This window comes from Providencia heimbachae ATCC 35613 (assembly GCF_001655055.1).
Lineage (GTDB): Bacteria > Pseudomonadota > Gammaproteobacteria > Enterobacterales > Enterobacteriaceae > Providencia > Providencia heimbachae.
Map to the genome: position 1 here is coordinate 72899 of NZ_LXEW01000016.1, position 14985 is coordinate 87883.

15 protein-coding genes are annotated in these 14985 nt (G+C 39.4%); 6 read left to right on the top strand and 9 right to left on the bottom strand.

Annotated features, from left to right (window positions below; genetic code table 11):
* Nucleotides 1-44: 44 nt before the first annotated feature.
* The 4 genes from udk to apbC all read right to left on the bottom strand — a co-directional run bounded on the left by udk (nucleotide 45) and on the right by apbC (nucleotide 3789).
* Nucleotides 45-689 (bottom strand): uridine kinase, encoded by a 645-nt coding sequence (udk, locus tag M998_RS05170; protein ID WP_068441981.1) that lies wholly within the window; start codon nucleotides 687-689, stop codon nucleotides 45-47.
* 173 nt (nucleotides 690-862) lie between these two features.
* Nucleotides 863-1819 carry a zinc metalloprotease HtpX gene (gene htpX / locus M998_RS05175; RefSeq protein ID WP_068441976.1) on the bottom strand — a complete coding sequence of 319 codons (957 nt, stop codon included), beginning with the start codon at nucleotides 1817-1819 and terminating at the stop codon, nucleotides 863-865.
* An 84-nt stretch (nucleotides 1820-1903) separates the two neighbouring features.
* On the bottom strand, nucleotides 1904-2464 hold the full coding sequence (locus tag M998_RS05180; protein WP_068441975.1) for a LemA family protein: 561 nt from the start codon (nucleotides 2462-2464) through the stop codon (nucleotides 1904-1906).
* Nucleotides 2465-2676: 212 nt separating this feature from the next.
* Nucleotides 2677-3789 (bottom strand): iron-sulfur cluster carrier protein ApbC, encoded by a 1113-nt coding sequence (gene apbC / locus M998_RS05185; RefSeq protein ID WP_068907897.1) that lies wholly within the window; start codon nucleotides 3787-3789, stop codon nucleotides 2677-2679.
* Between the two features lie 354 nt (nucleotides 3790-4143).
* Between apbC and metG the strand changes: the two genes are divergently transcribed.
* The 4 genes from metG (at nucleotide 4144) to cdd (ending at nucleotide 8580) form a co-directional block, all read left to right on the top strand.
* A complete protein-coding gene (metG, locus tag M998_RS05190) occupies nucleotides 4144-6171 on the top strand; it encodes a methionine--tRNA ligase (RefSeq protein WP_068907899.1) in 2028 nt (675 codons plus the stop codon).
* 155 nt (nucleotides 6172-6326) lie between these two features.
* Nucleotides 6327-6794: a CidA/LrgA family protein gene (locus tag M998_RS05195; protein WP_068907901.1), complete on the top strand. Its 468-nt coding sequence runs from the start codon at nucleotides 6327-6329 to the stop codon at nucleotides 6792-6794.
* Nucleotides 6794-7489, top strand: a complete 696-nt coding sequence (locus M998_RS05200; protein ID WP_068441965.1) for a CidB/LrgB family autolysis modulator — start codon at nucleotides 6794-6796, stop codon at nucleotides 7487-7489. Before M998_RS05195 ends, M998_RS05200 begins: the two co-directional genes overlap by 1 nt.
* 203 nt (nucleotides 7490-7692) lie before the next feature.
* Nucleotides 7693-8580 (top strand): cytidine deaminase, encoded by an 888-nt coding sequence (gene cdd / locus M998_RS05205; protein WP_068907903.1) that lies wholly within the window; start codon nucleotides 7693-7695, stop codon nucleotides 8578-8580.
* 120 nt (nucleotides 8581-8700) lie between these two features.
* On the opposite strand, the gene M998_RS05210 is transcribed toward cdd, so the two are convergent.
* From M998_RS05210 to M998_RS05220, 3 genes are read right to left on the bottom strand one after another with little or no spacing between them, the layout of a single operon-like run.
* Nucleotides 8701-9027 carry a hypothetical protein gene (locus M998_RS05210; protein ID WP_068907905.1) on the bottom strand — a complete coding sequence of 109 codons (327 nt, stop codon included), beginning with the start codon at nucleotides 9025-9027 and terminating at the stop codon, nucleotides 8701-8703.
* Nucleotides 9028-9040: 13 nt separating this feature from the next.
* Nucleotides 9041-9733, bottom strand: a complete 693-nt coding sequence (locus M998_RS05215) for a hypothetical protein (protein ID WP_068907907.1) — start codon at nucleotides 9731-9733, stop codon at nucleotides 9041-9043.
* A gap of 36 nt (nucleotides 9734-9769) precedes the next feature.
* The gene (locus M998_RS05220; protein WP_068907909.1) at nucleotides 9770-10135 is read right to left on the bottom strand and encodes a hypothetical protein; all 366 of its coding nucleotides are present in this window, start codon (nucleotides 10133-10135) and stop codon (nucleotides 9770-9772) included.
* Between the two features lie 380 nt (nucleotides 10136-10515).
* On the opposite strand from M998_RS05220, the gene M998_RS05225 reads away from it, so the two are divergent.
* Nucleotides 10516-12213, top strand: a complete 1698-nt coding sequence (locus M998_RS05225) for an NAD-dependent malic enzyme (RefSeq protein ID WP_068907910.1) — start codon at nucleotides 10516-10518, stop codon at nucleotides 12211-12213.
* Between the two features lie 180 nt (nucleotides 12214-12393).
* Entirely contained in the window at nucleotides 12394-13293 is a 900-nt protein-coding gene (locus tag M998_RS05230; protein ID WP_068907913.1) for a rhomboid family intramembrane serine protease, read from the top strand.
* 59 nt (nucleotides 13294-13352) lie between these two features.
* Here M998_RS05230 and M998_RS05235 read toward each other — a convergent pair whose 3' ends face one another.
* Complete coding sequence (locus M998_RS05235; RefSeq protein ID WP_068907915.1) at nucleotides 13353-14135, bottom strand: sulfite exporter TauE/SafE family protein; 783 nt, start codon at nucleotides 14133-14135, stop codon at nucleotides 13353-13355.
* Nucleotides 14132-14980 carry a MurR/RpiR family transcriptional regulator gene (locus M998_RS05240; RefSeq protein WP_068907918.1) on the bottom strand — a complete coding sequence of 283 codons (849 nt, stop codon included), beginning with the start codon at nucleotides 14978-14980 and terminating at the stop codon, nucleotides 14132-14134. The genes M998_RS05235 and M998_RS05240 overlap by 4 nt, the downstream gene beginning before the upstream one ends.
* Nucleotides 14981-14985 lie beyond the last annotated feature (5 nt).

Genomic DNA, 14985 nt, shown 5'->3' on the forward strand with positions numbered 1-14985 from the left:
ATAGTTGGCTAATCGCGCATCTCGACGCATTATCTTGCTATGCCTTATTCTTGGCAAAACTCGCCAATTTTTGCTTTCAGGATATCAATGGCTACGCGGTTTTTACCGCCACGTGGAACAATGATATCAGCGTACTGCTTGGACGGCTCAATAAACTGTAAAAACATCGGGCGAACCGTTTTATTATATTGGTCTATCACCGAATCCAAGGTTCGACCTCTTTCATTTACATCACGTTTGATGCGTCGCATCAAGCAAATATCCAGAGGCGTATCAACAAAAATAGAAAAATCCATTTCTTCACGTAGGCGTTTATCGGTTAGTAATAAAATACCTTCGATAATAATCACTTTTTTCGGTTTAAAGCTGATGGTTTTATCTTTACGGGTGTGAGCGACATAGTCGTACTGAGGAATTTCTACTGATTTACCACTTTTAAGTGATTTGAGATGTTCATACAACAAACTGTGATCCATAGAGTTGGGATGGTCATAGTTTACCTTGAGGCGTTCTTCCATTGGGATATCTGTTTGATCTTTATAATAACAATCTTCTGGAATAACACCGATATTATGATCACCGACCTTCTCTCTTAATTCCCGATATAGAGTGCTTGCAATAAGGCTTTTGCCCGATGCAGAGGCTCCCGATATACCTACAATGGTACAGTGATGCGCTATGTCAGTCATAAAATGATAACCTGGTTAAAAAATTCAGAAATGGAAATGCATAACAGCAAGGTGTTATGGTTTGCGGAATTATAGGGGGTAATCGCGCGCTGTTCCAGCCTCAGTGTGAAAAGACCTACAAAAAACGCACTAAGTTAGGTTAATACTCTATTTATGAAGCGCTATATTTAGCTTTAAAACTCTTTACGGCCTTCTAACGCCGCAATTCGATTCTCAATTGAAGGGTGTGTTGAAAAAACAGAATCCCCCTTATTAAAAATATAAGCCGCTTTACGATAAGCCTGACCTGTAGTTGATTTATCGTAATCATGGGTTTCATGTTGGCCCGATATTTTCTTTAGAGCACTAATCATTGCTTGGTTATCTGATGTCAAATCAACCGCAGCCGCATCGGCCATATATTCACGAGTACGGGATAAGTAAAAATAGAGAATTTGTGTAATCCAAGGCAGAACAAAATTTAAAACTAATAAAATAATCTGCGCTTTATTAGCTGCATTATTCCGACTGCGTCCCGCCGTACGAATAAATATCTGACTAAATAGGTTGGTTACCGTTAAAATAACATTCGCTAATATTCCAACATACAGAGTTAGCTTAGAGTCCCCATGAATAATATGTCCCACTTCATGAGCCATAACCGCTTGGACTTCTTGACGATTTAACGTTTGTAATAACCCACGGGTTACACCCACTAAAGCATTACGTTTATTCCAACCTGCCGCAAAGGCATTGGGTTCTTCACTTTCTAAAATATATAAGCGAGGGATATAACCTAAAGTCGCACTTAAACTGAGTTCTTCTAAAATATTAGATAATTGCTTTTCTTGTGATGTTGTTGCACTTTCAAGTGTCACTTCCTTGGCATTCATACCTGCCAGCATCATTTTATGTCCACGAAAATGGATATAAATAAGGCCAAGAAACGTTAAGCCTAAAATAATAAATGTCGCTACAGGGAGCTGTTTTAACGTAAGAAAATCTAATGCATTATCAAGCAAATCCGCTTGCTCATTAGGATGCGTAGCCGTATCCGCTAGCAAGCCAATGATTAACATTAAAAGTATGTAGCTAACAACCACTAGCCGTGTACGGATATTGTTTTTACGTATAACGTTTCTAAAATCCATAAAGCACCCTGTTATAGCCACATAAAACTTATCAGGATGCGCAAATGCACCCTGATATTGATAATAAATAAAACTCAGCGTGAATTAGTCAAAATTAATACGGCGTGATTCTTCTGTTTTAATGGTTTCCTCATCAAGACGCCAATATTCTTTCGAAATTTTCAGACTCGGAATAATGCCAACAATAATAGCAGCCGGCATTGATGCTATATACGCATTATACGTTTCTAATGTGCGATTATAACCACGCTTAGCAAACGACAGCTTATTTTCTGAAGAAACAATTTCTTCTTGTAAATTAGCCATAATTGCATCTGACTTCAGCTCTGGGTAAGCTTCAACTGCAACATTGATAGCCCCACTGGTCACCATTTTAGATAATGCATCTTCAGCTTCGCGGGCTTTATCACCTGTTGTATTTTGCGCCTGAGTTCTGAGCTCCGTAATTTTACTAAAGACCTCACTTTCATGACTTAAGTATTTTTTAACGGTTGCTAATAGGCTATCAAATACTTTTCCACGACGATCTAATTGAACTGAAATTTCAGTTTCACTTGAAATAACAGCTTCACGTAATGCAACGATGCGGTTATAAAAATAAATAACAATCAGCAGCAATACGACAATAATAATTAAAAATTTCATAATCACCTTTTAGGCATCAGCCAGAGGAGTAAATTTTGCTATGGACACCCTTAATTCAGGTATCTATGAATAGGTTCATAGGTGCATTCTACTCATCATCATGCAATAAAGAAACAATCGAGGAATAAATCAGAAAAGAGGAAAAATAATCGTGGTAAATACGCATAACCAAAAAGAGGTTATTTCTCAATAACCTCTATCTATCAATCTAATTAGACCGCACGGAAAGAAATTTCCGTTGGGATTTTATCCCCTTCCCAATACATTAATGCAGAAATACCCGACGCGATTTCACGGTAAATATCCGCAAACTCACCTTCAGGATCGCGCATTACAGTTGGCTGGCCACGGTCAAGGTCTTCACGTAAAGAGATGTGTAGAGGCACTTGTCCTAATAACTTAGTATGGTATTTTTCAGCGAGTTTTTCAGCGCCACCAGTCCCGAAGATAGGCTCAACATGACCACAATTACTGCAAATATGGGCACTCATGTTTTCGACAACACCAAGGACTGGCACGTTGACTTTCTTAAACATGACGATCCCTTTCATCGCATCCACTAGCGCAATATCTTGCGGCGTAGTAACCACAATAGCGCCCGTTACAGGGATATTTTGGGAAAGTGTTAGCTGTATGTCTCCCGTTCCCGGTGGCATATCGATAACGAGGTAGTCTAGGTCAGGCCATAAGGTATCTTGCAGCATTTGCATTAATGCTTTGCTCGCCATCGGTCCACGCCAAACCATGGCGTTATCATCAGTGACGAGATAACCAATCGAGTTGGTCGCTATACCATACGCCATGATAGGTGCCATGTGCTGGCCATCGGGTGATGTTGGGCGCTCAAGCGTAGTCCCTAGCATATTCGGAATTGATGGCCCATAAATATCCGCATCAAGAATACCGACTTTCGCCCCTTCTTGCGCCAAAGCTAGCGCTAGGTTAACCGAAGTACTGGATTTACCTACCCCACCTTTACCTGAACTTACAGCTAAGATATTACGAACACCGTTAATTCCCGGTAAATCATTAGCGCGTTTAAGTGTTGTCACATTGTGACGTAATTTCCACTCAACAGCGTGAGCACCTGTAAGCTGCTTTAATTCAGCCGTTTTTTCGCTGATCAGCGCCTGAAATGGCCCTTTCCAAACGAATGGCATTACGAGTTCGACATGCAAAACATTGTCCAACATTGCACAGTGATGTAACGCTTTGATAGAAATCAGATTACGCTGTAGCGTTGGGTGTGTAAATGAAGCCAAAACAGTGGAGACTTGTTCAGTCAGCAGTTCTGGTTTGTTCTGCTCGGGAGATTTATTGCTCATCCCTGCTCCTTTATTTTATATTTTTAAACTGTACCCCAAATAATTCAATTTGCTTGTAGGCGCAGAGCAAAGATAGCCGATGAGCATAGACGAACGCTATGATCCGGATAGCTGAGCAAATACAACACCCAAGCAACTTGAAGTATGACGAGTATATATTACTTTGACTGTGATTAATCATAACAGAGAACGTAAAAAATAGTGACCGCCATAAGACTGAAAACCCACGAAGCGTAAAAAATTATTTTCTGTTTTCAGAATAAATGCCGATTAATATTTTATTACCCTAGCAGCATCAGTTTTGATCGGTTAACATCAAAGTCCCTTTTAAATAATGGAAGTAAGAAAGTTACTATGTCTCAAGTCGCGAATAAATTACTGGTAACCTGTGCGTTACCCTATGCTAACGGTTCAATCCATCTCGGTCATATTCTGGAACATATTCAGGCTGATATTTGGGTCCGTTATCAGCGAATGCGCGGCAAAGAAGTTCACTTTATCTGTGCCGATGACGCGCATGGAACACCAATCATGCTAAAAGCCCAACAACTGGGTGTGTCTCCAGAAGACATGATTGCGGAAGTGAACCAAGAGCATCAGAACGATTTTGCTGGTTTTGCCATTAGTTACGATAATTACCACTCCACACACAGTGAAGAGAATAAAGTATTATCGGAACATATTTACAAGCAACTGAAAAATAACGGTTTTATTAAAAACCGCACTATTTCACAGCTGTATGACCCAGAAAAAGGCATGTTCCTGCCAGATCGCTTTGTTAAAGGCACTTGCCCGAAATGTAAAGCTGAAGACCAATATGGCGATAACTGTGAAGTCTGTAGCGCTACCTATAGCCCAACTGAGCTAATTAACCCACGTTCAGTGGTTTCTGGTGCGACTCCAGTAATGCGGGATACAGAACACTTTTTCTTCGATTTACCCGCGTTTAGTGACATGTTGCAAGCGTGGACCCGTTCTGGCGCACTGCAAGAGCAAGTCGCGAATAAAATGCAAGAATGGTTTGAATCTGGGCTTCACCAATGGGATATCACCCGTGATGCTCCCTACTTTGGTTTTGAAATTCCAGATGCACCGGGCAAGTACTTCTATGTTTGGCTAGATGCCCCTATCGGCTATATGGGGTCATTTAAAAATTTATGTGACAAACGTGGCGACCTAAACTTTGATGAGTTTTGGCAGAAAGATTCCAAAACCGACCTTTATCACTTTATTGGTAAGGATATCGTTTATTTCCACAGTTTGTTCTGGCCTGCAATGCTTGAAGGTAGCAACTACCGCAAACCAACCAATGTCTTCGTGCATGGTTATATCACAGTCAATGGTGCGAAAATGTCCAAATCTCGTGGGACATTTATCACTGCACGTTCTTACTTAGATCATTTAGATGCAGATTGCCTGCGTTATTACTACGCCGCGAAGCTTTCTTCACGTATCGATGATATTGATTTGAATTTAGAAGATTTTATCCAACGCGTAAACAGCGACATCGTCAATAAAGTGGTCAACCTTGCTTCTCGTAATGCAGGCTTTATCGCTAAACGTTTTGCTGGCAAGCTTTCGCCGACATTATCTGAACCTGAACTATATCAACAAGTTGTTGATGCAGCCCAAACAATTGGTGATGCTTATACCAGTCGTGAATATGGTAAAGCTATTCGCGAAATCATGGCTCTAGCAGACATTGCTAACCGTTATGTCGATGAAAAAGCGCCTTGGGTTGTCGCCAAGCAAGAAGGTCAAGATCAAGAACTGCAAGATATTTGCTCTATGGGTATTAACCTTTTCCGCGTTCTGATGACCTACTTAAAACCTGTATTGCCGGGTTTAACAAAACGTACAGAAGCTTTCCTCAATGTTGAATTAACGTGGGATTCAATTAACGCACCACTATTAAATCATACTGTTGCCCCTTTCAAAGCACTATTTACCCGTATTGAAATGGCAAAAGTGGAAGCGATGGTTGAAGCTTCAAAAGAAAGCATTAAACCTATCAAAGAACTCACCGGCCCTCTCGCGGAAGATCCGATTCAGGATACAATCACGTTTGATGATTTTGCAAAAATTGACTTACGCATCGCGTTAATCAAACAAGCTGATTTTGTCGAAGGGTCTGATAAACTGCTGAAATTACAACTTGATATCGGTGGTGAAACTCGCCAAGTATTCTCCGGCATCCGTTCTGCGTACCCTGATCCTAAAGCTTTAGAAGGGCGCCTGACCGTAATGGTTGCTAACCTTGCACCACGTAAAATGCGCTTTGGTATTTCCGAAGGCATGGTCATGGCAGCGGGTCCTGGTGGTAAAGATATTTACCTACTTAGTCCTGATAGCGGCTCGCAGCCGGGTATGCAAGTGAAATAAAATAACGAATTTAGTCTTAAACTCGTTATTAATTAAACGGCAGGCGGAGGAATTTAATATCCTCCGCCTTTTTATCATCTTTTTATCTGTGATCTGTAGCACAATTATAAAGTTAATTGTATGATGAATGGATGTCGAGTAACAGGACAAGTCTCATGTCATTTAAACAGGTGATGATAACTGGATGGCAATATTTGCGAGCTTTCGCAATACTTTACCTTTGCCTTATTGTCGGAAACCTTATTTCTACCCTACTTCCATTTTCGATTCCCGGCAGTATTGTCGGTATGCTCATTCTCTTTATCTTACTGGCTCTACAAATTGTTCCCGCTCATTGGGCGCAACCCGGTTGCAGTATTTTATTGAAAAATATGACAATACTCTTTGTTCCGATCGGTGTTGGTATCATGAATTATTACGACCTATTAAGCCAACAGATGATCCCTATTCTGGTTTCCTGTGTTGTCAGTACGCTCATCGTAATGATTGTGGTTGCGATCAGCTCTAACTACGTACATAAAGAGCGCCCTGTTGTTGGTGCAAAACCAGATGAGGTCTCTCTTCCTCCAGAAGAATCTATTTCTTCCGCTATCAATAATGATAAGTCAAAGGGGAATGAGTAATGTTAGCGCATATTTGGTGGTCACTACCGTTAACCATCGCTGTATTTTATTTAGCTCGTGCACTTTCTATTAAAAGTAAATTGCCGATTTTAAATCCTTTATTGATAACAATTGCCGTTATTATTCCTTTGCTTGTGATAACCAGTACACCTTATGAGCATTATTTCGCGGGCAGCAAATTACTCAATGATTTACTACAGCCTGCCGTTGTAGCCTTAGCCTTTCCATTATATGAGCAGATGCATCAAATTCGGGCGCAATGGAAATCCTTATTCAGTATTTGTTTTGCGGGTAGCTTAGTGGCTATGTTCACTGGCGCTGCGGTTGCATTATGGCTAGGTGCGACGCCAGATATAGCTGCTTCTGTATTACCTAAATCCGTTACGACCCCAATCGCCATGGCTGTTGCTGATTCAATTGGTGGGATCCCAGCCATTAGTGCGGCTTGCGTGCTGTTTGTTGGTATATTAGGTGCCATGTTTGGTCATAGCTTATTTGATGTTTTACGTATACGCACTCACGCTTCAAGGGGTTTAGCCATGGGAACGGCTTCACACGCATTAGGAACTGCACGTTGCGCCGAAGTCAATTATATTGAAGGCGCTTATAGCTCTCTTGCTCTAATGACATGCGGTGTAATCACATCTTTAATCGCCCCGTTTATATTTCCTGTCATACTTCATCTTTTTAGCTAAACTTATTAGTAAGATAAGTGAATAAATCATAGGGGTAAGAGAAAAAATCTTTTTCTTACTCCATTACGGATAACCAAAACATGAGATACATCTCTCATTTACAGGATTTGTTTCATGCGTTTCACTGAAAAAGTGATCGCTATCACATGCAATAATCAGTTTATTGAATAGAATGAAAAACTATTAAATAGGGAGGGTAATTTATGCATTCAAGATTTAAGGCCGCTTGGGCCGAGCTTCCAGAAAAACTACAGGCTGTACTTAAACCTATTATCGATCAACCTAACTTTCCAGCCATGTTGACAGCTGAGCAAGTTAAACAAATTAAAGTAGAATGTGGCTGTAATGATTCTGAGCTTGCATTTTCACTCCTACCCTTTGCTGCTGCTTATGCTATCACCCCCATCTCTCACTTTTATGTAGGCGCAATCGCTTGCGGCGAGAGTGGTAACCTTTACTTCGGCGCTAACATGGAATTTAGCCATGTATCGATGGGACAAGTGATTCATGCTGAGCAATGTGCAGTCACCCATGCGTGGCTAAAAGGCGAGAAAAAACTCACCTCAGTGACCGTAAACTATACCCCTTGCGGACATTGCCGACAGTTTATGAATGAGCTTCGTGATGGTGGTAAAATTATGATCCATCTACCAGAACGCCAACCTGCCACCCTGCACGATTATTTACCCGATTCATTTGGCCCTTCAGACTTAGATATTACCACTTTGCTTATGGATGCGGTTGACCATGGGTTTACTACACAAAGCCGTGACAGATTATTATCCGCAGCTATTGAAGCGGCAAACCAATCTCACGCGCCATACAGTAATTCCCAATCAGGTATAGCCCTGCAATTAAAAGATGGTTCTTTATTTACTGGCCGTTACGCAGAGAACGCGGCATTTAATCCAAGCTTGCCACCACTACAAGCCGCATTGATTATGATTAATCTCGCGAGTAAAGATATTCACGCCATTGAACAAGCCACTTTTGTTGAGAAACAAGATGCGATTATTAATCATTGGAGTGTAACTGAAAATACCTTGAAGGCATTAGGTTGCAAGCAAGTCGAATTAGCTTATCTTGACTAATTTAATATTTATTTAAAATAACGGTTATTGCTAGTAGTATAAATAGACAGCAATAACCGTATATTGTTATAAATCATCATAATGTGAATACTTATTTTTTATCATTATCACTTTTAAATATTAATTAAAACTGAAAGTCCCCCCAGAAGAATAACCGCTATAACTAAATTCTGGAATGTTCGGCATTTTAGGTACTGAATATCTATCATCAAGGAAACCTTTATCTAAAATAATATCGCTATTGAATCGGAAGTATAACGTCAAACGCCCCCAAAAACCTGATTCACTTCCACTCAATCCTGCAAATAAAGCATATCTATCGCCTTTACTCGCTAGATATTGATACATTCCCTTCGGGTTTTTATCTTTCCTTAATATTTTTTTGATCGTAATAAGATCATTTTTTGTAAACACTCTACTTGTACTATAATTTGTATTATTTGACATTAAAAATACCTTTCTATTTAGTATGATTTATTAAAAATTCTTTTGATTTTAATAAAATACTTTCCCATTTACGCATTTGATTCCATTTTATATTCACTTGAATATAAGCATCAACTTGGGGTATTTGACCTTTAATTTCACAAAAGTAATATTCATTTTTTATTTGAACCCAATCACAACGAATAACACTCATTACTTCATTTTTACTTTCAAACCAATAAACTCTCCTTTTTCTTTGATAATACTCACTTTCATTCTTCATTAATCCTTTATCTTCATATTCAACAAAATACAAATCAAGTTCATCATCATAATAAACACTACTTCTTTTACCAAAAAAATCGTTATTAATTGAATTATTCCTAAGCTCGTTCATTGTTGCCGTATCACTTGTCATTGGCTTTACTGCAATGCTTATCTCTTCTTCATTTGGATCTAATTTCATTCTATCGACGGGTTGCATTTCCGGCCATGTCATTCTTAAAGGGAGTACGGTGAAATTAGCATCACATCCATTTTCATTATTGATTGCCCTACGGTCAAAATAACTATACCCTTCATATTCAGCGATAAAATCAACATAATTTCTAGGCACTTCCACAACGTTGCCATTAAATTTCCCACAAACAAACCCCGAGCGGTTATTTCCCATCAAAAAACCCGAAAATAACAACAGTGGTATTATTAATATAAGTTCAGATTTCATAATTTAAAAACCTTGTTATTAAAAAATAGATTTTAATTAATTAGGTACTGATACTTTATTGTATGCTAATATTTTTTTCATACGTTCTACCCAATTTTTAATCGCAACTTTTTTCTTTGTCGATGCAGACTTCTCTTTTTCTATAACCTCTTTCATTAGACTATATACAACAGCTAACTCTTGGCTTCTATCACCTGATGCATGAAAAATCTTTTGCCAATAATGTTCTTTTTTAGCTTCATCTAGAACAGAACTGCCATATCTATTTTCATAAGTGTAGTTATCAATTTTTTGTAATGTCTCAACTGGATTATAATTTGCTTTTGAGGTGCTAAATATAGAAAAAAACATAATGATAATTAAAAAATCAATATATTTAGATAATAAACTCACTTTAAACACAAATAACCCTTATATATTATGATGCATTAAATTAAATAAGAGTTTAAATCTATGACAATTAAAAACATGCAGCAATATATGATATAGATAAATATATTTTTAATGCTCAGTATCTAAATATTCATATCTAAATAAATCATCAACACCAAAAGAATTGAATATAAATATCAACGGAATTCCCTAAGCGTGATCCCCTCGCTGTCATAGAGATAAGGTTCCGTAGTAAAATCCTATCCTTGTTATAAATTCCTTATCATATACACAATATTTTTCAGTAAATTTTTTAACCCTTTTGTATCATTATTTACTGTACATATTTTCTGTTTAGCTTAGGATCTAACCTGACTGTTGTTTATTAATCGTCCGAAGAGTGATATTTAATGGAACATGAACACGAAACAAAACGCCCTCTCTACATACCCTACGCTGGTCCAATTTTGCTTGAGTTTCCTTTACTGAATAAAGGAAGTGCTTTTACTGAAGAAGAACGTGCAAACTTTAACCTTCATGGCTTATTGCCCGAACAAGTTGAAACGATAGAAGAACAAGTTGAGCGAGCTCATCGTCAATTAGTTGATTTTAAAACAGATATCGATAAACATATTTACCTGAGAAATATTCAGGATACCAATGAAACCCTGTTTTATCGACTGATTGATGCACACCTTACCGATGTTATGCCAATTATCTACACCCCAACAGTGGGTGAAGCTTGTGAGCATTTTTCTGATATCTACCGCCGGGCTCGTGGCCTTTTTATCTCTTACCCAAACCGCGCGCATATCGATGATATGCTGCAAAATGCCACAAAACAAAATGTAAAAGTTATCGTTGTCACGGATGGCGAACGTATATTAGGTTTAGGCGATCAAGGTATTGGTGGAATGGGTATACCTATTGGTAAATTAGCCCTCTATACCGCCTGTGGTGGTATTAGCCCCGCCTATACATTGCCAGTCGTTATTGATGTGGGAACCAATAACCCACAGCGTCTCAATGACCCTCTGTATATGGGATGGCGTCATCCCCGTATCACAGGTGATGAATATAACGAATTTCTTGATGAATTTGTTCAAGCCGTTAAACGCCGCTGGCCAAATGTATTACTGCAATTTGAAGATTTCGCACAGAAAAATGCGATGCCACTGTTGACTCGCTATCGTGACCAACTGTGCTGCTTTAATGATGATATTCAAGGTACTGCATCCGTCGCACTAGGCAGTTTAATTGCCGCAAGCAATGCTGCCGGCAGCAAGCTTAGCGATCAACGAGTCACTTTCTTAGGTGCCGGCTCTGCAGGTTGTGGTATTGCAGAGCAAATCATCTCGCAAATGAAATCTGAAGGCCTCAGTGATGAGCAAGCCCGTTCACGTATTTATATGGTGGATCGTTTCGGTTTGTTAACGGATAAACTACCTAATCTACTAGATTTCCAAAGTAAGTTAACTCAAAACAGTGAAAACCTGAGTGATTGGGATGTCAATAGCGACTCGATTTCTTTATTAGATGTGGTACGTAATGCCAAACCAACGATTTTGATTGGTGTTTCAGGCCAAGCGGGTCTCTTTACTGAAGAGCTTATCAAAGAGATGCATAAGCATTGTGCTCGACCTATTGTGATGCCGTTATCAAACCCAACGTCACGTGTGGAAGCGCGCCCTGAAGACATTATTAACTGGACTGATGGCCAAGCGCTTGTTGCAACCGGCAGCCCATTTAGCCCTGTGTCGTATAAAGATAAAGTGTATCCAATTGCCCAGTGTAATAACTCTTATATCTTCCCAGGTATTGGTTTAGGGGTTATCGCCTCTGGTGCAAAACGTGTTACCGAAGCGATGTTGATGGCCGCTAGCCGTGCATTAGCTGGTTGCTCACCATTAGCCCAAAATGGTGAAGGCCCGTTATTACCCCTGCTTTCTGATATTCAAGATGTTTCACGCATTATTGCGAAACAAGTTGCCAAAGAAGCTCAAGTTCAAGGCGTTGCCACTGTCACCTCCGATGACGCACTTGATGAAGCTATTGAACGCAATTTCTGGAAACCAGAATACCGTAATTACAAACGAACATCATTCTAACGGTTTGCTAATAACTTTCTCTAAAGGGGTGCGATAGCGCCCCTTTTTCTTTATCTGAACACTATTTTTAGAAAGTGTCTGAAAAATGCAATTAACCGCGATCCTCATTGGTTTTTCATTGCGATAGTAAACTTCCTTATTTAATATGATGAAATACGTTTTGATCAGCAGGATGTTACAATGGTAGAAAACACCAGCATGGAGCCACCTAAACAACCTAAATTTTCATTGTGGGCGATGGCACTGACCTTGTTCATTGTATTATTGAATATAGGAGTGTATTTCTATCAGCTATACTATGCCTCACCGCTTGAGTCACAAGAAAACAATTTGCTACTCTTTGGCGCGAATGTATACCAACTATCTCTTACAGGTGACTGGTGGCGTTACCCTATCAGTATGGTGTTGCACTCCGGTGGGTTTCATTTAGGGTTAAATAGCTTAGCATTATTTGTGATTGGAATTGAGTGCGAACGTACTTTCGGTAAATTTAGGATGCTGGCTATTTACCTCATATCCGGTATTGGTTCTGCCTTTTTTAGTGCCTATTGGCAATATCAAGAAACGATTAATGCCGCTATTCGCCGTGCATCATTTAATTCATTAGAAAATATGTTTCAGGCGGATAATACCATTTATATCACCGTAAGCCTCGGGGCTTCTGGCGCAATTATGGGGCTTGCTGCAGCTTCGGTTATTTATCTGCTTAAAGCCATTAATGATCAACGTTTATCCCCTGACTATCGCCAAAAATTAAAGCGTCCTCTTTACAATATTATTGGGATGATCGCCTTAACGCTTGTCAACGGGCTGCAATCAGGCATTGATAATGCAGCCCATATTGGAGGTGCTATTGTTGGCGCTATTGTCAGCGGTGCTTTTGTTGTAGCGCCGCACTCGACCCGTCTTATCCGGTTTATATCCAGCTTATCTATCACTTTAATTGCCGTTGGGCTGCTTATTTTCATGCTTCAGTCTTTTTCATCTTCACAAGATGAAGAACTTAATTATGAGCGCGACTTTATTTATCAAGAAATGACTAAAGAACTCAATCATTTAAAGAAATGGGATCTGGATTAGTCATAAAATAAACCCTGCAATTATTGAATAAATAGCAGGGTTTAAATCATTATTTAGGACTAAAAAGAAAATAGATTTAGCGTCATCATAATGGCACTACATGCAATTAAGAATAGTGTGATGTATTGAAATGCACGTTCAGATAAACGTAATAGTAAATACTTTGCCAAAGGCATTACGATTAATGCCCCTGCACATAGGATTAAAGCCAATTTTAAATCCGTATGACCATCTTGCGCATAGGCTAATGCTGATGACCCCGATAGTACGGTGGTCACAAAAATAGATGTCCCAATAGCTTGTTTGATATTCAGTTGCATATAACGCAGCAACATGGGTAATACAACGACACCACCACCAACGCCTGTGGCACCAAGTACTACCCCCGCTAGAATAGCGGGAATTGCCATCGCCTTTAATTGATTAGTTTTCGCTACTCCCGCTTTAATTGGCGAGAAAAAAAACATTCGATTAATAAATAAATATAAAGAAAAGATAATTGCGCCGGCAACAAGAAGATTTATACCCCATTCAACCTGCTTTTCATATTCAGGCAAACTCCCCAACCATGTCACCAATAAGCTAGATAAAAAGGTACTAGGTAACATAATAGCTAAAACAATCATTGCACCTTTAAATGGGATATTACCTAATCGAAAATGCATATAAGAAGAAGATATCTTCATTAGCATCGATAGAAAATTCGCTGTTGCGACAGCAGCAAGTGCATTCAATCCAAAAAAATAGGTCAATATTGGTAAAACGATCACCCCTCCACCGACACCTGTTGTGCTGATAATCAGCCCAATCACCGCGCCGATAGCTAATTCAGTTAAAATCATTGGCTTTTGCCTTGTATCAGAGCTTGCCGCCCTTTTTGTAACGCGATATCTGTGTCGCTATCCGCCAGTGTCAGATATTTGAAAAATAACGTATCGAATGCCACCATTTGTAAGACCTGTGGGGTAATCACCCCTAATTGAGAATGTTGTTCATCATAAAAATAAGGTAGCGTAAAATCGGCTAATTTCGAGGCATCATCTTGACCAAAACGGGTAAGTGCAACGGTTGTACATCCTGTCTCTTTCGCCGAATGCAACATATTATTAATTTCCTGTGTATTGCCCCTTGCAGTCACTGCAATTGCAATATCATCTGGGCTAAGATTAGCTGAATAACTGAGCTGAACATGTAAATCATAACTAAATAAAGTGTGTTTATTAACGCGAATTAGCTTATGAAATATATCACTGGCAACAATGGCCGATGAGCCAATACCAAACAGAACAATACGCTTTGCCTTCACCATTTTTTGTGCAATTTCATCCACAATCGAAGGCTCGAGCAACTCGAGTGATTTTTCAATTGCTGAAATAAACATTAGCCCTGTTTTAGCAATAATTTGAGCCGTATCATCGCTACGGCTCAGGTTGCCATATAAGCTCTCGGCCTTATGTTGTTTTTCATCCGATAAATAATCCACTTTAAATTCAGGGTAGCCACGATAACCCATTTGACGAGAAAATCGAATGACAGAGGCACTACTAACACCCGCAGCTTGCGCTAATTCAGCCGCATTCATCGCAATAAGACTTTCGCGGTTATCTAACAAGAAACGTGCTATACGTTGTTCTGTGCCCTTTCCTCTGGTCTGCAAACTTTCCAACTTTACCGTCAATGTCGACATGGCTA